The organism is Cognatishimia activa (assembly GCF_001458335.1).
In the GTDB taxonomy this organism is placed as follows: domain Bacteria; phylum Pseudomonadota; class Alphaproteobacteria; order Rhodobacterales; family Rhodobacteraceae; genus Cognatishimia; species Cognatishimia activa.
Genome location: NZ_CYTO01000020.1, coordinates 208,079 through 227,214 on the forward strand (window position 1 = coordinate 208,079; position 19,136 = coordinate 227,214).

Consider the following 19,136-nt stretch of genomic DNA (forward strand, 5'->3'; position numbering starts at 1 on the left):
GTTATTGAATGGCCAGTTCAGTCAACTTTTTTGACGGAAGATGGCAGGGTAGCGCCCGCCTTGGTGAATGGAGTTGATGGAAACGCCGGACGACCGTTCGCATATTTCTCCATCACCTATTTCTGAACAAAAGCCCCCGCATCATCGATGCGGGGGCCTTACATTTATTGATTTGGCGCGCTTATTCACCGCCGCCCAATTGATGCACATAGGCGGAGACGGCGCGAATTTGTGCTTCTGTCAGACGGGTGTCCCAACTCGGCATGACGCCGAAGCGGCTGTTATAAACCGTCTCACGAATGTCGCCGTATGAGCCGCCAAATAGCCAAATCGCGTCAGCGAGGTTCGGCGCACCTTGGTCGCGATCCCCAAGCCCGGCATCGCCGTGGCAAGAGGCACAGTTGTCCGCAAAGACAGTCGCACCTTCACCTACGAGGCTCGCATCCATTGGATCGCCACTCAGAGACATCACAAAGTTCACGACCTGATCAATCTGCTCGTCTTCAAGCAGCTCATCACGCCCGAAGGCTGGCATCTCCGAGTACCGCGCATCAAAGTTTTCTTCGTTGCGAATACCGGCTGTGACCGTCTGGTGGATGCTTTCGATATCACCGCCCCAAAGCCAATCGTTGTCCAGCAAGTTCGGGTACCCTTTAGCCCCGGCAGCACCGGACCCGTGACACTGAGCGCACCAGGTTTTGAACACCGCTGCACCAGCAGAATTCGCATAGCCGTTCAGTTCGGGATCATTCGCGATCTCGGTCAGTTCCGCTGATGCCAAGCGGGTGTTAATCGCCTCGTTCTGAGTATTGACCGCTTCGATATCGGCGGCGACTTCAGCACGCGTGGAAAAGCCCAACATGCCCTCCGTTGCCCCTTTGATACCTGGCCATGCTGGATAGGCTATGGTGTAGCCAATGCCCCAGATGATGGTGAGATAGAAGGTCCAGAGCCACCAACGTGGCAGCGGGTTGTTGAATTCCTCGATGCCATCCCACTCGTGGCCGGTGGTCGAGACCTCATTTTTTTGAACCGGTTGTTTGCTCATGGCTGCGCCTCCTTTTCGGTCGCGGCGGCTGGCGCTGGTTTATCAGCATGGCGGAACGGGATATCGGCCGTTTCCTGGTATTCGGACCGGGATCCGGGGCGAAACACCCAAAGGATCACAGCGACGAAAAACGTGAACAGGAACAACAACATCCAGCTATCTGCAAACTCACGTAAGAGAGAATAAGTTTCCATGATCTCCTCCCTTAACGTGACGCATCTGGGGTGAAGGTCGAGAAGTCGACCAATGTGCCCAGCATTTGCAGATAGGCGACCAACGCATCCATCTCAGAGGTGCCGTGGCGCCCATCGAAGTTGCGCACGTTCACGCTGTCCTCGCCGTAGCGTTCCAGCAGCCCGTCGTAGTCCAGATCGGGATCGGCTTGTGCGTTGAAGTCCAACTGCGCATTCACGATCATTTCATCGGTGTAAGGCACGCCGACATACGACTGAGTCCGCATCAAGTCGCCGATGTGCTTCCCATCGACCTGCTTGTTGGTCAGATAGCCATATTTCGGCATGATCGATTCAGGTACAACCGACTGCGGATCGATCAGGTGATCAACATGCCAATCGTCAGAGTAGCGACCACCAACACGCGCCAGATCAGGACCCGTCCGTTTGGACCCCCACTGGAATGGGTGGTCATACTGTGACTCTGCCGCCAGTGAGTAGTGACCGTAGCGCTCTACTTCGTCTCGCATTGGGCGGATCATCTGGCTGTGGCAGACATAGCAGCCTTCGCGCAGATAGATGTCACGCCCTGCAAGTTCCAGTGGTGTATAAGGCCGCATGCCCTCAACGTCCTCGATGGTGTTTTCCAGCCAGAACAGCGGGGCGATCTGTACGATCCCCCCGATAGTCACGACGAGGAAGCTGAACACCAAAAGGAGTGTCGCATTGGTTTCTAGGATTTTGTGTTTATCAAGAATTGCCATCTCTTAGACCCTCCTTATTCCGCTGGGACCGCAACAGAGAGGCGGGCCTCCCGTGCTGGGGCTCTGCGAACGGTTAGATAGAGGTTCACGCACATGATGATCGCGCCGGTGAGGTACATGACCCCGCCCAATCCGCGCACCACATACATCGGAAGCTTCGCTGCCACGGTGTCGGCGAAAGAGTTCACGAGGAAGCCGTTCGCATCCACTTCACGCCACATCAGACCTTCCATGATCCCTGTGACCCACATGGAGGCCGCGTAGAGAATGATGCCGATAGTCGCGAGCCAGAAGTGCCAGCTGACCATGGTCAGGCTGTAAAGACGCTCGCGTTTCCACAGAACTGGCACTAGGAAGTACAGCGCACCGAATGTGATCATACCATTCCAGCCCAGCGCACCAGAGTGCACGTGCCCAATGGTCCAGTCAGTGTAGTGGCTCAGAGAGTTCACCGCACGGATCGACATCATCGGGCCTTCGAAGGTGGACATGCCGTAGAAGCCAAGGCTGATCACCATCATCCGGATAACCGGGTCGGTGCGCAGTTTGTCCCAGGCGCCGGAGAGCGTCATCAGACCGTTGATCATACCACCCCAGCTTGGCATCCAGAGGATGATCGAGAAGACCATACCCAAGGTCGATGCCCAGTCAGGGAGCGCTGTATAGTGCAAGTGGTGCGGACCCGCCCAGATATACAGGAAGATCAGCGCCCAAAAGTGAATGATGGACAGTTTGTACGAGAAAACCGGACGTTCGGCTTGCTTTGGAATGAAGTAGTACATCATGCCCAAGAAGCCCGCTGTCAGGAAGAAGCCCACAGCGTTGTGGCCATACCACCACTGCACCATGGCGTCCTGAACACCGGCCCAAAGGATCACGGATTTCGAACCAAAGATGCTGACTGGAATGGTCGCGTTGTTCACCAAATGCAGCATCGCAACGGTGACGATGAAGCTCAGGAAGAACCAGTTCGCCACATAGATATGCTTCTCTTTGCGCTTGATGATGGTGCCCAAGAACACCGCAAGGTACGCGACCCAGACGATGGTGAGCCAAAGATCGACATGCCATTCAGGCTCGGCATATTCTTTGCCCTGAGTGCCGCCAAACACATAGCCAGTTGCCGCAAGCACGATAAAAAGCTGATAGCCCCAGAACACAAACCAAGCGAGGTTGCCGCCCCATAGTCGCGCTGCGCTGGTGCGCTGAACGACATAAAACGAGGTGGCGATTAAAGCGTTGCCCCCAAAGGCAAAAATCACCGCACTTGTGTGCAGAGGACGCAAACGGCCGAAGTTTGTGATCCCTTGGGACCATTCAAAATTGAGCACTGGAAAGGCCAATTGAAAGGCGATGACGACGCCAACCAAAAACCCGACGACACCCCAAAGGGCGGTCGCGACCACCCCAAACCGGATGACATCATCCATATACTCGCCCTGATTGATCGCGGGTTTCTCTTCCCCAACACCTCTCAGGGTCCACAAGAAAAGCCCTCCGGCGACGAGCATCACGATCAATGCTTGCACCATATAGGCCAAATCGCGTGCATAGTTGGCAGCAATCATCGCAAATAGCGTGACTACTCCCAGCACGACCAGCTTAACTATGTTGACCATTTCATGTCCCTTTGTCGTGCCCAGCTAGCGTTATGGATCCAAACAAGAATCGAATCCAAACAGATTGCGGGCGGCTACTGACTGAAGGGGTTTTGCCGCGCTGGCGGAATCGCTGCCTTGATCTGCATCAAGGCGCAGGCAGCATCTGAGGCACAGGATAGGTTCAAGAGCTCACAGTTCGCAGAACAATTTAGCCTTAGGTGAGAGGTCCCATGACTTATAAATCCATCTTAACGGTGCTTTCAGATATCGAATTCGCGCAAACGCCCTTGGAACAGGCAAGCCATTTCGCGCGAAATCAACACGCGCATCTTGATGTCCTCTGCCTCGGTGTCGACCGAACGCAGATGGGACACTACTTTTCTGGTGCCAGCGCCGTGGTCGTCGAGACCACGTTGAATGACGCGCGCGCCGAGGCGCTAGACATAGAGCGCATGGCGACAACATTTCTTAAAAATACCGATGGTCGTTGGGGAACCGAAGCTGGTGTTTGCATGACGACCGATGTGGCGCGCCACGTTGCTGCCCGCGCTCGGTTTTCGGACCTGACAATTCTACCAAAGCCATACGGTGACAAACACGGTGTCGAGATGGAGACCATTGTTGAGGCCGCGCTTTTTGATGGGGCCGCGCCAGTTCTTGTGGTGCCCAATGGAATGAAGCCGCTCTCTGAACCCAAAGTGGTCACTCTTGCTTGGAACGAAAGCCAAGAATCTCTCAATGCAGCAAAGGCCGCGCTACCGCTTTTGAAATCCGCGAATATCGTTCGCGTTCTGGTGATCGACCCCGCGAAACACGGAGCCAATCGTTCTGATCCGGGGGGATTGCTGTCTACCTTCTTGGCTCGCCATGGTGTGCACGTGGAAATCGACGTCTTATCCAAATCGCTTCCACGGGTATCTGATGTCATATTGCGACACGCTAAGGACAAAAGATCTGACCTCATTGTGATGGGCGCTTATGGCCACTCGCGGCTCAGGGAATCTATCTTAGGCGGTGCAACACGCCATATGCTCGAACAAGCGGACGTACCGGTGTTCATGGCGCATTAAGAGAGGATGCCTCCATCGGTATCGTCACCTGCTTCCTGCAACAAGGTGTCCATGTCATGCACAGTAACGTGGCGATTGCCTTCGACCGAAATGACCCCGTCTTTCTTAAGCGCGGAGATTTGGCGGCTTACTGTTTCTAGAGTAAGGCCCAAATAGTCAGCCATTGCTTCACGGGTCAGGGGCAAATCAAATTCGATCTTGCCCTGCAGCGAGGCCAGTTTCAGGGTCGCATCGCGCCGCGCAATGATCGCCAGCAGCGACGCGATCCGTTCCCGTGCCTTTTTGCGACCAAGCACCAACATCCATTCACGAGCAGCATCCAACTCATCAAGAGTCATCTGCAACAAGCGCTGCGCGATATGAGGTGTGCTTTCCATCATCTCTTCAAACGGCTTACGGCGGAAACAACACATAACGATATCAGAGGTCGCAACCACGTCATAAGGCGCGATCTCGCGGCCAGGACGCCCAACGAAATCAGATGGCAGCAAAAGACCCACCATTTGGGTTCGCCCGTCCTCCATTGTCTGGGTCAACGTCGCGATGCCAGTGACAATAGAGCCAACAAACCCCATGTGATCGCCGGACCAAATCACAGTCTGCCCCGCTTCAAAGCTGCGATAGTATTTGATCTCTTCAAGGCGCTGCAATTCGTCCGTGTCGCACTTCGCACATACGGCGCGGTGCCGGATTTGGCAGTCTCCACAATGGCTGGGCGCTTGGCCCGGCATATCCAATAGCATCGTTAAACCTTTGATCTGCGTCAAAGAAGACTCACGTCTCACCCCCTAATGCTATCGACATGAGACAAAAACAGCAATTCGCAAAACTGGGACTGTTTGACGCTAAGGTACCGCGCTACACCAGTTATCCAACAGCACCGCATTTCAACACAGGGATCGGCGCGCCGTTTTTTGAGGACTGCTTAAGCAAAATTCCAGAGGGCGCGGAGATTTCTCTATACGTCCACGTGCCGTTTTGCCGGCGTCTCTGCTGGTTCTGCGCTTGTCGTACTCAGGGCACCCAATCCGCATCACCGGTCGCTGCTTATGTCGATGTTTTGCGAACAGAACTCAGAATGTTAACTGACCGGTTGCCAGAAGGCGTGACGCTTTCTCGTCTGCATTGGGGCGGAGGAACACCCACCCTTTTGACGCCAGAGATGATAGACCAAATAACGGACGCCATCTTTGAAACTGCGCCCATGGCCGCGGGCGGTGAATTCTCGGTAGAGATCGACCCAAACGAGCTTGATGAAGCGCGTTTGGATGCTCTCGCACGCGCGGGCATGACACGCGCTTCAATTGGCGTGCAGGATTTTGATCCAGACATTCAGGATATCATTGGACGGCAACAAAGCTATGCCCTGACCAAGGACGTCTCCGAGATGATCCGGGCGCGCGGGATCGACAGTCTAAACGCAGACATTCTCTTTGGACTGCCGGACCAAAATTTGGAAAAGATCACGGAAAGTGTCCAAAAGCTCCTGTCGCTCTCCCCAGACCGAGTCGCGCTTTATGGCTATGCCCACGTGCCTTGGATGGCAAAACGCCAGCAGCTCATCCCATCAGACAAACTTCCAACACCAGAAGAACGCCTTGCGTTGTTTGAAGCTGCATCAAAGCTGTTTGAGTGGGATGGTTACGACGCAATTGGCATTGACCACTTCGCGTTGCCCAGCGATGGGCTGGCAAAGGCTGCGAAGGCGGGGACACTACGAAGGAATTTTCAAGGATACACCGACGATCAGGCAGATGTTTTGATTGGCATCGGCGCGTCCTCCATCTCTCGGTTCCCACAAGGTTTCGCGCAAAATGCTCCCGCAACGGCCGCCTATATAAAAGCGATTGAGTCAGGGAGATTTTCAGTCTCCCGCGGGCATCGCTTTTCCGGGGAAGACACACTAAATTCCCGACTGATCGAAGCGGTGATGTGTGATTTTGCGGTTGATACAGCGGAGATCGTAGACCTCTTTGACATCACGCCTACGCAGCTGCGGCAGCGGTTTGAGGCTGTGAACACTGAATTCGATGGTTTGCTAAGCGTAACTCATGACGGCTTGTATATCCCGCCGGAGGTACGCCCGTTAACGCGTCTTATCGCACGCAGTTTTGACGCCTATGACCAAACCAAAGCACGCCACAGCGCAGCGATTTGATCAATCAGCGGCCGCCATCAATTCGCGTGTGTAATCCGTCGAAGGTTGCATAAAGACTTGGCTTGCATCGCCAGCCTCAACCACATCCCCTTGCTTCATCACCATGATCTTATGGCTCATGGCACGCACGACGTGCAGGTCATGGCTGATGAAGAGATAGGCCAAGCCGTACTTCTTCTGCAGGTTCCGCAGCAAGTCCACGATCTGAACCTGCACCGTCATGTCCAATGCTGATGTTGGTTCATCCAAGACGACCAGTTTGGGGCGCAGGATCATGGCCCGCGCAATTGCGATCCTTTGGCGTTGACCGCCAGAGAACTCATGTGGGTAGCGATCCATTGTCGCTGGGTCCAGCCCCACTTCATCCATAACTTCCGCTACCAAATCCCGCGGATCGCGCCCATCGGGATTACCATGTACGCCAAGACCTTCCGCAATAATTTGCTCGCAGCTCATACGCGGGGACAGGCTTCCAAACGGATCCTGAAACACGATTTGCATATCCTTGCGCAGGGCGCGCAAGGACTTGGTGTTTCGCTGCCGGATGTCCTCACCCATAAAGTGGATGCCGCCCTCGGAGGAAATCAAACGCATAAGGGCAAGGGCAAGCGTAGTCTTCCCAGAACCACTCTCGCCGACGATACCCAACGTCTCCCCTGCTCTTACAGTGAGCGTCGCATCGTTCACAGCTTTCACATGGCCCACGGTTCGCCGCAGTAAACCGCGTTGGATTGGGAACCAGATGCGCAGACCGTCTGTTTCAGCCACAACTGGGGCGTCCTCAGACACAGGCTCGGGCACACCCGCAGCACGGGCATTCAGCAAAGTTTTGGTGTATTCGTGTTGTGGATTTTCGAAGATTTCGGCTACCGGGCCAGCCTCGACAATCTCGCCGTCTTTCATGACGCAAACCTTGTCGGCGATTTTACGAACGATCCCCAGATCATGGGTGATGAACAACAGCCCCATGCCTTCGGATTTCTTCAACTCCGCCAGCAACTCAAGGATCTGCGCTTGAATGGTCACGTCCAGTGCCGTTGTCGGCTCGTCCGCCACCAAAATGTCCGGCTTATTGGCCAAAGCCATTGCGATCATCACGCGCTGTCGCTGGCCACCACTAAGTTGGTGAGGATAAGACGTCAGTCGGCTTTCAGCATCTCGGATGCCGACTTTCTCAAGCAGATCAAGAATCCGCCCGCGCGCCTCATCGCCAACAATCCCTTGGTGCAGAGCAAGCGACTCTCCCAGCTGCTTTTCCAGCGTATGGAGAGGATTAAGCGAGGTCATCGGCTCTTGGAAAATAAAGCTGATGTCATTGCCGCGCACTTTGCGCAGCAGCTTCTCATCCGCATTGACCATCTCTTGACCGTCATATTGTACAGAACCTTCGACGGCGGCGCTCGCACCCAGCAAAGAAACGGTAGACAGCGCAGTCACCGACTTGCCGGAACCGGACTCGCCCACCAAAGCAACGGTCTCTCCCCGATCGACTGAGAAAGACACGCCTTTGACGGCCTGGAAGTCTCGGCCTTCGACCCGGAAAGACACACGCAGGTTCCGAACCTTGAGAATGCTCATGAAAAGGTCTTTCTAGGGTCAAACGCGTCACGCACGCCTTCGAAGATGAAGACAAGAAGCGACAGCATAATGGCGAAGGTAAAGAAGGCGGTGAAGCCAAGCCATGGCGCTTGCAGGTTCTGCTTGGCTTGCAATGTCAGCTCGCCCAGAGACGGTGCGGAAGACGGCAAGCCAAAGCCCAGAAAATCGAGCCCAGCCAGTGTAGAGATGGTACCTGTTACGATGAACGGCAGCATGGTCACCGTGGCAACCATCGCGTTTGGCAACATGTGGCGGAACATGATCACCCGGTTTGAGACGCCCAGCGCTTTGGCAGCGCGCACATATTCAAGGTTGCGCGCCCTTAGGAATTCAGCCCGGACAACGCCCACAAGGGCCGTCCAGCCAAAGAGCACTGTTAGGAACACCAATAGCCAGAAACTTCGCCCCAATATCGCGAAGAGAATAATGATGATGTAGAGGCTTGGGGTCGCCCCCCAAATCTCGATCACCCGCTGAAAAATGAGATCTACCCAACCACCGAAGTAACCTTGAATAGCACCTGCGAGAATCCCCACAATGCTTGCAAATGTGGTCACGATCAGAGTGAAGAAGATCGAAAGGCGGAAACCGTAAATCACCCGTGCGACCACGTCTCGCTTGGTGTCATCGGTGCCAAGCCAGTTCTGCTCATTCGGAGCCAATGGCGCAGCCCCTGCACGATCCACGGGTGTATCAAAGGAATAAGGGATCAATGGCCAAAGGGACCAACCTTGTTGGATGGTCTCGCCCTCGATCACGCCATCTTGGGCATCCTCAATATAGCCTTCCGGGTCATCAAAACAGAGGTCCATCCCGCCGGTCACGATCAGACACTCGACCTCTGGATCTCGGTAAGCCGCTTCGGTTCTGAAATCCCCGCCAAAAGCCGTTTCCGGATAGAATTTGAAAACCGGCGTATAGTACTCGCCTTGGTATTTGACCAAGATGGGTTTGTCGTTGGCAATAAGCTCAGCAAACAGGCTGAGGCCGAAAACCACACTGAAAATGATCAATGACCAGTACGCGCGACGGTTGCGGCAAAAATTGCGCCAGCGGCGCTGGTTGATCGGGGAAAGCGAGATCATACCCATCAGCCTTCCCTCCGCTCAAAGTCGATGCGTGGATCAACAAACACATACATCAAGTCGCTCAAAATCCCGACCACAAGGCCAATAAGGCCGAACACAAAGAGGGTACCGAAGATCACCGGGTAATCGCGCGCCACCGCTGCTTCGAAACCCAGGCGCCCAAGGCCATCAAGCGAGAAGATCGTTTCGATAATCAGCGAACCGCCAAAGAAAACACCAATGAACACCGCTGGGAATCCCGCGATGACAATCAGCATCGCGTTGCGGAAAACATGCCCATACAGAACCCGATTTTCGCTCAGGCCCTTCGCCCGCGCGGTCATAACATAGTGTTTCTTGATCTCATCCAAGAACGAGTTCTTGGTGAGCAATGTGAGTGTTGCAAAGGCAGAAATCGTGCTGGCAAGCACTGGCAAAGTGATGTGCCAGAAGTAATCAAGGATTTGGCCAATGAGGGTCATGTCTTCCCAACCATCGCTTGTCAGTCCGCGAAGTGGGAAGATACGCCAGTAAGAGCCCCCAGCGAAGAGAACAACGAGAAGGATCGCAAAGAGGAAGCCCGGGATTGCATAAGCCACAATGATCGCGCCGCTTGTCCAGGTGTCAAAGGCCGTTCCGTCCTTCACAGCTTTGCGAATGCCAAGCGGGATTGAGACGATATAAGCGATTAGCGTGGACCAAAGGCCGAGTGTAATAGACACCGGCAGCTTCTCTAATACCAAGTCGATGACGCCGATTTTTCGGAAATAGCTCTCGCCAAAGTCTAGCTGGATATAGTTCCACATCATGTCGAGAAAACGCTGGACGGGCGGCTTATCGAAGCCAAATTCCTTTTCGAGTTCTTCGATGAAGTCTTTGGGCAAGCCTCGAGCGCCGATATATTCGCTGTCAGAACCCAATGCTTCGCTGTTTAAGTCAACATCATTGGACCCACCCGCAAATCCGCCAAACACGTCGCCCTCGCCACGCATTTCCGCAATGATTTGTTCGATTGGTCCACCCGGTACAAATTGCACCAAGCTAAAGTTAATGATCATGATCCCAATAAGCGTCGGGATAACCAGCAATAGCCGTCTTAGAATATAGGCGCCCACGGTTCAGTTACCCAAACGCACCAGCGGCTTTAAGAGCTTCATATTTCTCTTCGTTCTGCCACCAGAAATCGAGATAGCCAACGGCCAAGGGCGGCAACTCTTCTGGATGTTCATACATGTCATAAGACGCAATCCAATTGTCCGCCACATATCCCACAGGCACTTGAATGCGCAGGTAACGCAATGCGCGATCCAGTGCCACCAAGGAAGCAACTTCTTCCTCACGAGATTTCGTCTCGAGAGACGCTTCGATAATTGCGTCCACCAATGGGCTTTGCAGAGATTGAGGGTTCCAAGACGAAACGATCGCTTGCTCGGAACCATAGGTCTGCATCAAGCCCGTTCCCGATGTCTGGAAAGACTGGTTCCGCGTGAAGAGCATATCGAAGTCTTTGTCCAAGAACCGCTGCTGCATTTGCGCGGTGTCTACCTTCTCCATTTCAGCATCAAAGCCGAAGGATTGAAGGTTAGAAACATAGGTTGTGATGATTGCTTCAGCCGTGTCAGATGTCGCAGAAGACAGCATAAACTGCACCTGGAATGGCTCGCCCGCGTCGTTTCTGAGCTTGCCATCATCACCCACGATCCAACCGACATCCTGAAGAAGCTTCAACGCTTTGCGCTTGTTGCGGCGATCAACGGTGGTGTTCGGGTTTGATGTGTGCGCCAGCACCGCTTCTTCGGTCATCATTTCAGCTGGCACGACATCGCCAAGGCTTTCGAGGAACGCTTTTTCCAAACCTTCTGGTACGCCTTTCGCTTCAATCTCTGTGTTCTGAACGAACGAATGACGCTGTTCCGTCAGGTCATATTGCAGTGAGGCACTGGTCCACTGGAAGTTAAACGCAAGCGCCATGGCTTCGCGTACACGTTTGTCCTGAAACTTTTCGCGTTGGAAGTTGAAGATAAAGCCGGTCGGAGATGGAGGTGTTCCACTCTTTAGAGTTTGGCGTTTTACAAAGCCCTTGTCGATCGCCGGGAAGTCGTAGCCGGTCGCCCAGCGTTTTGTACTGCCTTCCGCGCGGAATGTGTAAACGCCAGATTTGAACGCCTCAAATTCTGCGGCGTCATCCGCAAAATATTCGACACGCACGCGATCATAGTTGTGGCGGCCTTTGTTCACATTCACATGCCAGCCCCAGTAATCCGGATTGCGTTTGTAAACGATGTAACGATTCACCTCGAAATCATCGACCACGTATGGACCACTCCCCATAGGGGTATTGAGGCTCGGTTCATCCAACCGTTCGCCGGTACGCTCATACCAGTCTTTGGAAAACACCGGCGTGCCACCGACTTGAGACACAAGAGAGCGCCGTGAAATGCCATCTACAAACTCATATCGCAGGGTGTGATCATCAATGACCTCAACACCTTTGATACGCTGCTTCACCGCACGCGCATAACTGCGAATGCCTTGTTCCAAGAAGAGGTTATGTGTGAAGGCGGCATCATGGGCCGTAAGCGGGGATCCGTCGGCGAACCGCGCTTCAGGGCGCATGTGGAAGACACACCAACGTTTGCTCTTCGGGTATTCAACGGTGTGTGCGAGCAGGCAATAGGACTCCGTCAAGCGGTCAGCCGGAGTGGCGGTCCCAAATGGCCCATCTGCGAACATAGATTCGGCAATGAGGCCAGAATACAGGCCAGACCGCCCCTTGCTTGCAAAGCGGTTCATACCGTCAAATGAGCCCCGCGTCGCGACGGCAATCTCACCCCCAACTGGCGCGTTAGGATTTACATAGTCAAAGTGAGGAAAGTCTTTGGGATATTTCAACTCGCCAAAGAAAGAGTAACCATGGGCGACAACCATCTCATCGTCATCGGCGTAAACACGCCCCGGCAGGCCGAACCCAATTGCTGCAGCGCTGCTCCCCATGAGCCCAAGCACATGTCGCCGTGAAAATTCTAGGAACTTCTTTTCTTCGGCATGCTTAATCATAGGGTGCCCTTTCTGTTGAGACTGAACGCTTTGCGGTCCTTTGTTATAGACTATGACTTCGGCCTCACAGCATTCAAGGCAAGAATGCATAAACAAGTGGTGATCGTTTCAAGGGCAGATTCGCACAGCCCCGTGAAAACTTGTTTCAGGAGCCGTTCGCAAATGACTTGTGCAAAAGAAAAGGCCGCTGCAACGCAACGGCCCCATGAATTCTTTGTGATCCAATCAGATCACTTGATCGTCGCAAGATACGCAATCAAATTCGCACGATCCGCTGGCTTCTTAAGACCACCGAAACCCATTTTGGTGCCGGGTGCGAATTTCTTGGGGCTTGCCAAGAAACCGTCCAAGTTTTCAGCTGACCATGTTTCAGCCACAGCAACCATTGCGCCTGAATATGCAAATCCATCTTGTACGCCAACCGCACGGTCAACCACGTTAAACAGGTGTGGGCCGGTGCCATTCGCGCCATCTTCAAGCTTGTGGCACGCTTTACACTTGCCAAATACTTTTTCGCCTTTGCCTAGGTCCGCCGCTGCGAGCAATTCTTCAAGAGAAGGGCCTTCTTCAACAGCAGCGCCCGCGCTCGCTGTTTCTACCTCAATGGCATAGCCTTGTTTTGCCTCGCCACCATGTCCATGGCCACCGCCAGTGTGATAAAGTTCTTCGGCGGCCCATGCGCCCAGCAAAAAGACCAACAGTGATCCACAGAGTGCACCTGCGACTTTGGTCATTGTCATCGTGTCAAACATGCTACGTTTCCATTTCGTGGCGTTGATGGCGTAACCTAAGCGCTTCCTTCCATTGAAAGCAAGGTGTAGATACCGCGACCAAACGCCCTGTTTTGGGAAAAATACGGATACGACGATGACACAGCGGATTGCATTCCAAGGAGAACCCGGCGCCTACTCTCATGAGGCGTGCCGAAATGCGCGTCCAGACATGGATGCGCTGCCTTGTGCAACCTTCGAAGATGCGATCGAAGCAGTCAAAACGGGCGAGGCCGCATTGGCGATGTTGCCCGTCGAGAACACCACCTATGGACGCGTCGCAGACATTCACCGTTTGCTGCCGCAAAGTGGGCTTCACATCATTGATGAGGCGTTCGTTCGTGTTCATATTAACTTGCTCGCCGTGCCCGGCGCATCGCTTTCAGATGTGAAAGAAGCCTATTCCCATCTGGTTCTTTTGCCGCAATGCGCAACCTTCTTGAAGGAACACAATATTCGTGGGCGTGTGAGTCCAGATAACGCACGCGCGGCGCGCGAAGTTGCGGAAGCTGGCGACAAGTCATCCGCCGCGTTGGCTTCTGAATTGGCTGGCGAAATCTATGGTCTCGACGTCTTGGCGCGTCATATTGAAGACTTCGCCAATAACACGACACGATTCCTTATCATGGCTCCTGAAGCGCAAACAGATCGGCGCGACAAAGGCCATGGCATGGTCACCAGTTTCGTCTTTCAAGTGCGCAACATCCCGGCTGCTTTGTACAAAGCGATGGGTGGGTTTGCGACGAATGGTGTGAATATGACCAAATTGGAAAGCTATATGGTTGATGGCCGTTTCACGGCCACCCAATTCTATGCAGAAGTGGAAGGGCACCCTGAGGACCCAGCGCTAAAGCGTGCGCTTGAGGAACTGGACTATTTCACCAATTATCTCAATATCTTGGGCGTTTATCCCGCGGAGAAAGCACGGCACTTAGAAGAAAGCTAATGCCAAAGACGCAAGGTATTATGCCGCCTGCGCGTAACGCTCTTCCAGATTTCGGCACTGCATTGACACGCGCTCTTTGATTTTGCGGTCGATGCTACTGCGTGCCAGCTTCAGCGACTGAAGCAACAGGCGCATCGGCAATGTTTTGGCAGTCGAAGTTGCATGGAAATGCATGCGTGTCCGCTTCTTGGAAAGTGCGACCAACTCGAAATGTACGACCACATCCATTCCCGGCATGATGGCTTCGATTTCCAAAACATCTGGGCGTTCATACTTGATGATCTGAGCCTGCATCGGCACGTCTTTGCCGCGCCACTCAAACTCAACATCCCAAGACGTGCCAAGGCCAATCGGTTTCTCGGGATTATGCCGTTGCACTTCGACCCCTCGACGCATGGCCATGCGCTCGATCACATCATAATCCGAGAGCAGGTCAAACGCTGCCTCGATCGGAACATCTAGGTCGTCTTTTGCGGTGAATTCCATTGCTCTGCTCTTTATAAACGCGGGTTTTATTGTGGAACGTTATTGACCGACTTCTTCGGATTCTCGCCTTAATCAAGGCAATCTTCAAGCCAGTTCTTTAATATAAAGTGTGCAATGGCCCCGTTTCGCGGACGTTTTATCGTTGGGTGAGTCCCTGCGAACACATCCATCATGGCTTCGCGGCTGACCCAGATCGCTTCTTCGATCTCAACTGGATCAATTGAGATGTCAGTGCCCAGAGCTTCGCCCTCAAATCCAAGCATCAGAGAGGACGGGAATGCCCAAGGCTGGCTCCCGAGATAGCTGACATCTCCGACGCGAATGCCTGCCTCTTCATAGACTTCGCGCCGCACCGCGGCTTCCGGTGTTTCTCCCGGCTCAAGAAATCCAGCGAGCAGCGAATACATCCCCTCTGGCCACCCGGGGCTGCGCCCAACCAGAACTTGGTTTCCATGGGTGATCAGCATGATTACCACTGGATCCGTTCGCGGAAAATGCTTGGCACCACATGCAGGACAATCCCGTTGCCAACCCGCTTGCGTGATCACCGACTGATGACCGCATTTTGCGCAAAATCCGTGAGTGCGATGCCATGCAAAAAGCGACCGCGCCGTTGCAGCAAGTTCAGCATCACGTGGGTTCAAGCGAGTCATAATCGCCCGCAACTCTTCGAATTGATGATCCCCGGGAAGACCCGGAAAGTGTTGCAGGGTTAGATCTACGAAATCAGACCCCGGCAAATCCTGCGCTTCAGGCTCCCAGGTCTCAAGATTGTGCGCAAAAACAAATCCCTCTTCATCCCTCCCCAAAAACAGCGGTCTCTCGATGGAATACTCTGATACCGCGTGGTTCATGGGCAACCGCACGAGCTGTTTTGCATCCTCGCCTGAAACCAATGGTTTTTCGCGCCAAAACGCGATGCACCGACTAGACGGGTCCGTCAGCGCAGCCCGCAATGCACTCTCATCGCCCCGCAACTCGGCCGCTCGGTCCAAACCCGAACCACCAAAGGTGACTGCTTCAAAATTCGCCATAACCTGCTCTCCGCTTTGGCTGATGAGATACGCCAGTTGATCAACATTGTCCTGAGGTTTTTGCGATCCCGTAGTATCACGGAGAGACAAAAAAGAATTGACACAACCTATACGCGAACTACCTTTGAAAGCAGAAGTCCCTTCTACAAAACAACTTTTTTACCCACGAGGCCTGCAATTGGCTCCAAATTCAATCGAAACAACACGGCGCCTTTCATTGAAAATTCTGGCGACGTCAGACGTGCATGGGGCGCTTACCCCGACCGAAAACGATGAAACCCGGTCGAGCCTTAGCCATGCCGCCACGCTTATTGATGACATTCGTGCGTCGCATCGGAACTGTCTTGTTTTTGACAATGGTGATTTTCTTCAGGGCAAACCACTATGCGATTACTGCAGCGAGGCGCAGAACGAGTTGTTTCAGCATCATCCAGTCATTCGCGCAATGAACCACGTTGGTTATGACGCGGTCGGTTTAGGAAATCATGAATTTGATTATGGAATCGACTTTCTAAATACCGGGATCAAACAGGCTAATTTTCCTGTTCTCAGCGCAAACATTCAATGCGATCGACAAAACTGGCGGCCAAGTGTGATCTTGGAACGCGATTTTGAGGACGAGGATGGGGAAACCATTTGTTTGAAGATTGGCGTTTTTTCATTGCTGCCCGAGCAGGTCATCGCATGGAACAATCGTCACCTGGCTCAAGATGCGCAGACATTTGATATTTTTGAGGCCGCAACCCGTGAAGCGCAAACACTAAAGGCGGCGGATGCAGATCTTGTCATTTGCCTTTTGCACAGTGGAATTGGCGCGCAGCAGTTGTCTGAAAAGATGGAAAACGCTGCTTTGCCGATCGCAGAGTGCGTTCCCATCGATGCACTGATTTGTGGCCATAGCCATCGGCAATTTCCTCTCAAGTCTCAAAAACCCACGCTCAGCATCAATCATCACAATGGCACTCTGTTTGGCGTTCCAACCGTGCAACCTGGATGCGATGCGGCCTGGTTGGGTGAAATCACATTGGAGTTGGAAAAAGACGCGATGCGAACACAGGTGCTGGCGAGTACTTCAAGACTGCTGAGTACCAGAGAAGCCAAATCAAATAAGGCGCTTCGATCGCTGCTAGAGCCGTACCACAAGGAATGTGCTTCCTACTTGGCTGAACCTGTTGGGCGCATAAATGTGCCAATCCACAGCTATTTTTCTCGACTGCCCGGTGATCCAGCGGTTGCACTTACCGCTTTCGCCCAAAGAGAGTTCATCCGCATTCACGCAAACGATCTCTTTCCTGAAAATATACCGGTATTGAGTGCGGCGAGCCCGACCAAAGCAGGCGGCTGGGGCGGGCCGAACAACTACATTCAGGTCAACGCCGGGACAATTGCACAAGAAGATCTTACCAAGCTACATCCATTTCAGAACACATTGGTTGCCTTGCACATCAATGGGCAAAGCTTGCGCGAATGGTTGGAGATGTCCGCATCAAGTTACAACCGGCTAAACGCCGAAAAACCGCCCCAACCGCTTCGTGACCCTGCTTTTCCTTGCTACGGGTTTGATACGATTTTCGGAGTAACATACGAGATCAACCTGACCCAACCTGCCCGCTACGACGTTTCGGGTAAAAAAGTCGGCAACGGTGAACGCATTCAAGACCTTCGTTGGAACTCAAAACCCGTGCATCCTGACCAGTCGTTTGTGCTGCTCACCAACAGTTACCGCGCGGGCGGCGGTGGGAATTTTCCGGGTGCGACGACAAGCAATCACTTCGACCTTCCGTTGATTGATTGCAGGAGCATTTTATCAATGGTGTTGGCCCGCGGAGTGCGCGGCGAAGAGCTTCCAACGTCTCCTTGGAAATTCTCAGATGCACCAAACATGTCCGCATGTGTGCAAATAGGGTCTGGCGCACTCGACATTCTAAAAGAAGGGTATGGCCCAGAGATCGGTCTAAATTACCCGATCGTGAATTCCGACGGTTTCTTGGAATTCCTCGTTGAATTCGATGCATCACCCAAAGCGGGGTCTATTGCATTCCCCAAACGCTCGGCCTATATCCGGAATTGAGAGGTTGGCGCGGGCAAGCACCTCGCCAACCCGGTCAGGTCCGGAAGGAAGCAGCCGTAACGAGCCCCGCTTGGGTCGATGTTCAGCCTCTCACCTTGCCAAACCGGCGTCCATGTTGACGCCAATCGAAACGAACGGAGGGACTTTATGATTGTCATGTTATCCCTTCAGGCAGCAGCCTGAGCTTAGGCTTGCTTTGCCTGAACTCGTTTACGCTTTGCCAGAAAGCAAATGCGTTGATGTTATCGTTTCATAGGCAAAATCAATGAATTATACCTTGCAAGACCTTGGATGGTCTTCTTTTTACGCAGCCCAGATTGAGGCTGACAGCCCGACTCCGTTTCGCGTTTCTGAGGTGCATCGAAGCAGCGTCACAGCACTGTCGCCTGCTGGTTATACTCAGCTTCTGTCACCAGATCATGAAACCGGCTCAATTGCTGTGGGTGATTGGGTGCTCGCAGACCCAGAGAACCGGATCACAACGATTCTAGAACGGCAGACGTTGCTACAGCGGCGCGCGGCGGGACACGAAGTGAAGTCTCAACTAATCGCTGCCAATGTCGACACGCTTTTCATCGTCAGTTCCTGCAATGCGGACTTCAACATCGCGAGACTAGAACGCTATTTGGCACTTTCTGAGGCGGCCGGTTCTTATCCAGTCGTACTGTTGACCAAAACCGACATGTGCGACGATCCTGAGGTCTATCGCCAACAAGTCGCCAGCCTCCCACAAGCCCCGACGGTCGAGGTTCTAAATGCCAAAGATCCGCAAGAGGTCGCGCGCACAATGGCTTGGGTTTCAAAGGGTCAAACTGCTGCGTTCGTCGGCTCGTCAGGCGTTGGCAAAACAACCCTCGCAAACGGCATGACGGGTGACAATGACGCCACGGCAGGCATTCGAGAAGATGACGCAAGAGGGCGGCACACGACAACCGCCCGTTTTCTAAAACCCATGCGAAATGGCGGTTGGCTTATCGACACGCCGGGCATGCGTGAATTGCAACTGGTTGACGCGCAAGAAGGATTAGATGCGGTTTTCGAAGACCTTCGGATCTTGGCACAATCCTGCAAGTTCAACGATTGCAATCATGATACCGAGCCCGGATGCGCGATCAAAACTGCGATCGAAGCGGGTGACGTTGACCCAGATCGCGTAGCGCGTTGGCTAAAGTTGGAACGTGAAAACACGCTTAATTCCGAGACTTTGGCCCAAACCCGTCGACGCCAGAAATCTTTTTCCAAACATGTGCGCACCGTCGTAAAGGGCAGCCATAGGCGCAAAGGCCGCTAAA

General features: G+C 53.5%; 17 protein-coding genes and 1 other RNA gene. 6 read left to right on the top strand and 12 right to left on the bottom strand.

Annotation, left to right across the window (positions count from 1 at the left end):
• Window positions 1-181: 181 nt before the first annotated feature.
• From ccoP to ccoN, 4 genes are read right to left on the bottom strand one after another with little or no spacing between them, the layout of a single operon-like run.
• On the bottom strand, window positions 182-1,048 hold the full coding sequence (gene ccoP / locus TA5113_RS10815) for a cytochrome-c oxidase, cbb3-type subunit III (RefSeq protein WP_058314979.1): 867 nt from the start codon (window positions 1,046-1,048) through the stop codon (window positions 182-184).
• Window positions 1,045-1,242, bottom strand: a complete 198-nt coding sequence (locus TA5113_RS10820; protein ID WP_058314978.1) for a CcoQ/FixQ family Cbb3-type cytochrome c oxidase assembly chaperone — start codon at window positions 1,240-1,242, stop codon at window positions 1,045-1,047. The genes ccoP and TA5113_RS10820 overlap by 4 nt, the downstream gene beginning before the upstream one ends.
• An 11-nt stretch (window positions 1,243-1,253) precedes the next feature.
• Window positions 1,254-1,985, bottom strand: coding sequence for a cytochrome-c oxidase, cbb3-type subunit II (ccoO, locus tag TA5113_RS10825; RefSeq protein ID WP_058314977.1), 732 nt, complete (start codon window positions 1,983-1,985; stop codon window positions 1,254-1,256).
• A 14-nt stretch (window positions 1,986-1,999) separates the two neighbouring features.
• Window positions 2,000-3,604 (bottom strand): cytochrome-c oxidase, cbb3-type subunit I, encoded by a 1,605-nt coding sequence (ccoN, locus tag TA5113_RS10830; protein ID WP_058314976.1) that lies wholly within the window; start codon window positions 3,602-3,604, stop codon window positions 2,000-2,002.
• Window positions 3,605-3,816: 212 nt separating this feature from the next.
• On the opposite strand from ccoN, the gene TA5113_RS10835 reads away from it, so the two are divergent.
• Complete coding sequence (locus tag TA5113_RS10835) at window positions 3,817-4,656, top strand: universal stress protein (protein WP_058314975.1); 840 nt, start codon at window positions 3,817-3,819, stop codon at window positions 4,654-4,656.
• On the opposite strand, the gene fnrL is transcribed toward TA5113_RS10835, so the two are convergent.
• Entirely contained in the window at window positions 4,653-5,399 is a 747-nt protein-coding gene (gene fnrL, locus TA5113_RS10840; RefSeq protein WP_058314974.1) for a transcriptional regulator FnrL, read from the bottom strand. The two genes, TA5113_RS10835 and fnrL, sit on opposite strands and share 4 nt — an antisense overlap.
• 59 nt (window positions 5,400-5,458) lie before the next feature.
• Between fnrL and hemN the strand changes: the two genes are divergently transcribed.
• Window positions 5,459-6,814 carry an oxygen-independent coproporphyrinogen III oxidase gene (gene hemN / locus TA5113_RS10845; protein ID WP_058314973.1) on the top strand — a complete coding sequence of 452 codons (1,356 nt, stop codon included), beginning with the start codon at window positions 5,459-5,461 and terminating at the stop codon, window positions 6,812-6,814.
• Here the strand turns inward: hemN and TA5113_RS10850 are convergent, their stop codons facing one another.
• The 5 genes from TA5113_RS10850 to TA5113_RS10870 all read right to left on the bottom strand — a co-directional run bounded on the left by TA5113_RS10850 (window position 6,815) and on the right by TA5113_RS10870 (window position 13,289).
• Window positions 6,815-8,392, bottom strand: coding sequence for an ABC transporter ATP-binding protein (locus TA5113_RS10850; protein ID WP_058314972.1), 1,578 nt, complete (start codon window positions 8,390-8,392; stop codon window positions 6,815-6,817).
• Window positions 8,389-9,498: an ABC transporter permease gene (locus TA5113_RS10855; RefSeq protein WP_058315748.1), complete on the bottom strand. Its 1,110-nt coding sequence runs from the start codon at window positions 9,496-9,498 to the stop codon at window positions 8,389-8,391. The genes TA5113_RS10850 and TA5113_RS10855 overlap by 4 nt, the downstream gene beginning before the upstream one ends.
• Before the next feature lie 5 nt (window positions 9,499-9,503).
• Window positions 9,504-10,595 carry a microcin C ABC transporter permease YejB gene (locus TA5113_RS10860; protein WP_058314971.1) on the bottom strand — a complete coding sequence of 364 codons (1,092 nt, stop codon included), beginning with the start codon at window positions 10,593-10,595 and terminating at the stop codon, window positions 9,504-9,506.
• Between the two features lie 7 nt (window positions 10,596-10,602).
• The gene (locus tag TA5113_RS10865) at window positions 10,603-12,537 is read right to left on the bottom strand and encodes an extracellular solute-binding protein (RefSeq protein ID WP_058314970.1); all 1,935 of its coding nucleotides are present in this window, start codon (window positions 12,535-12,537) and stop codon (window positions 10,603-10,605) included.
• Window positions 12,538-12,767: 230 nt separating this feature from the next.
• The gene (locus TA5113_RS10870; RefSeq protein ID WP_058314969.1) at window positions 12,768-13,289 is read right to left on the bottom strand and encodes a c-type cytochrome; all 522 of its coding nucleotides are present in this window, start codon (window positions 13,287-13,289) and stop codon (window positions 12,768-12,770) included.
• A 115-nt stretch (window positions 13,290-13,404) separates the two neighbouring features.
• Here TA5113_RS10870 and TA5113_RS10875 point away from each other — a divergent pair, with 115 nt between their 5' ends.
• Window positions 13,405-14,253: a prephenate dehydratase gene (locus TA5113_RS10875; RefSeq protein WP_058314968.1), complete on the top strand. Its 849-nt coding sequence runs from the start codon at window positions 13,405-13,407 to the stop codon at window positions 14,251-14,253.
• An 18-nt stretch (window positions 14,254-14,271) separates the two neighbouring features.
• On the opposite strand, the gene TA5113_RS10880 is transcribed toward TA5113_RS10875, so the two are convergent.
• On the bottom strand, window positions 14,272-14,739 hold the full coding sequence (locus tag TA5113_RS10880; RefSeq protein WP_058314967.1) for an SRPBCC family protein: 468 nt from the start codon (window positions 14,737-14,739) through the stop codon (window positions 14,272-14,274).
• A gap of 68 nt (window positions 14,740-14,807) precedes the next feature.
• Entirely contained in the window at window positions 14,808-15,773 is a 966-nt protein-coding gene (gene nudC / locus TA5113_RS10885) for an NAD(+) diphosphatase (protein ID WP_058314966.1), read from the bottom strand.
• A gap of 217 nt (window positions 15,774-15,990) precedes the next feature.
• On the opposite strand from nudC, the gene TA5113_RS10890 reads away from it, so the two are divergent.
• From TA5113_RS10890 to rsgA, 3 genes are all read left to right on the top strand, one after another.
• Window positions 15,991-17,844, top strand: a complete 1,854-nt coding sequence (locus tag TA5113_RS10890) for a 5'-nucleotidase C-terminal domain-containing protein (RefSeq protein WP_165589410.1) — start codon at window positions 15,991-15,993, stop codon at window positions 17,842-17,844.
• An RNA gene (gene ffs / locus TA5113_RS16685) (signal recognition particle sRNA small type) lies at window positions 17,842-17,940 on the top strand. The genes TA5113_RS10890 and ffs overlap by 3 nt, the downstream gene beginning before the upstream one ends.
• Before the next feature lie 169 nt (window positions 17,941-18,109).
• Complete coding sequence (gene rsgA / locus TA5113_RS10895) at window positions 18,110-19,135, top strand: ribosome small subunit-dependent GTPase A (RefSeq protein WP_058314964.1); 1,026 nt, start codon at window positions 18,110-18,112, stop codon at window positions 19,133-19,135.
• Window position 19,136: the final 1 nt, after the last annotated feature.

What these genes read in the sequence shown, in the direction of transcription:
- TA5113_RS10855 (WP_058315748.1), bottom strand. Translation starts at nt 9,498, where the DNA reads ATGATCTCGCTTTCCCCGATCAACCAGCGCCGCTGGCGCAATTTTTGC.
- TA5113_RS10870 (WP_058314969.1), bottom strand. Translation starts at nt 13,289, where the DNA reads ATGTTTGACACGATGACAATGACCAAAGTCGCAGGTGCACTCTGTGGA.
- rsgA (WP_058314964.1), top strand. Translation starts at nt 18,110, where the DNA reads ATGAATTATACCTTGCAAGACCTTGGATGGTCTTCTTTTTACGCAGCC.
- hemN (WP_058314973.1), top strand. Translation starts at nt 5,459, where the DNA reads ATGAGACAAAAACAGCAATTCGCAAAACTGGGACTGTTTGACGCTAAG.
- ccoO (WP_058314977.1), bottom strand. Translation starts at nt 1,985, where the DNA reads ATGGCAATTCTTGATAAACACAAAATCCTAGAAACCAATGCGACACTC.
- fnrL (WP_058314974.1), bottom strand. Translation starts at nt 5,399, where the DNA reads ATGCTATTGGATATGCCGGGCCAAGCGCCCAGCCATTGTGGAGACTGC.
- TA5113_RS10875 (WP_058314968.1), top strand. Translation starts at nt 13,405, where the DNA reads ATGACACAGCGGATTGCATTCCAAGGAGAACCCGGCGCCTACTCTCAT.
- nudC (WP_058314966.1), bottom strand. Translation starts at nt 15,773, where the DNA reads ATGGCGAATTTTGAAGCAGTCACCTTTGGTGGTTCGGGTTTGGACCGA.
- TA5113_RS10835 (WP_058314975.1), top strand. Translation starts at nt 3,817, where the DNA reads ATGACTTATAAATCCATCTTAACGGTGCTTTCAGATATCGAATTCGCG.
- ccoP (WP_058314979.1), bottom strand. Translation starts at nt 1,048, where the DNA reads ATGAGCAAACAACCGGTTCAAAAAAATGAGGTCTCGACCACCGGCCAC.
- ccoN (WP_058314976.1), bottom strand. Translation starts at nt 3,604, where the DNA reads ATGGTCAACATAGTTAAGCTGGTCGTGCTGGGAGTAGTCACGCTATTT.
- TA5113_RS10880 (WP_058314967.1), bottom strand. Translation starts at nt 14,739, where the DNA reads ATGGAATTCACCGCAAAAGACGACCTAGATGTTCCGATCGAGGCAGCG.
- TA5113_RS10850 (WP_058314972.1), bottom strand. Translation starts at nt 8,392, where the DNA reads ATGAGCATTCTCAAGGTTCGGAACCTGCGTGTGTCTTTCCGGGTCGAA.
- TA5113_RS10820 (WP_058314978.1), bottom strand. Translation starts at nt 1,242, where the DNA reads ATGGAAACTTATTCTCTCTTACGTGAGTTTGCAGATAGCTGGATGTTG.
- TA5113_RS10865 (WP_058314970.1), bottom strand. Translation starts at nt 12,537, where the DNA reads ATGATTAAGCATGCCGAAGAAAAGAAGTTCCTAGAATTTTCACGGCGA.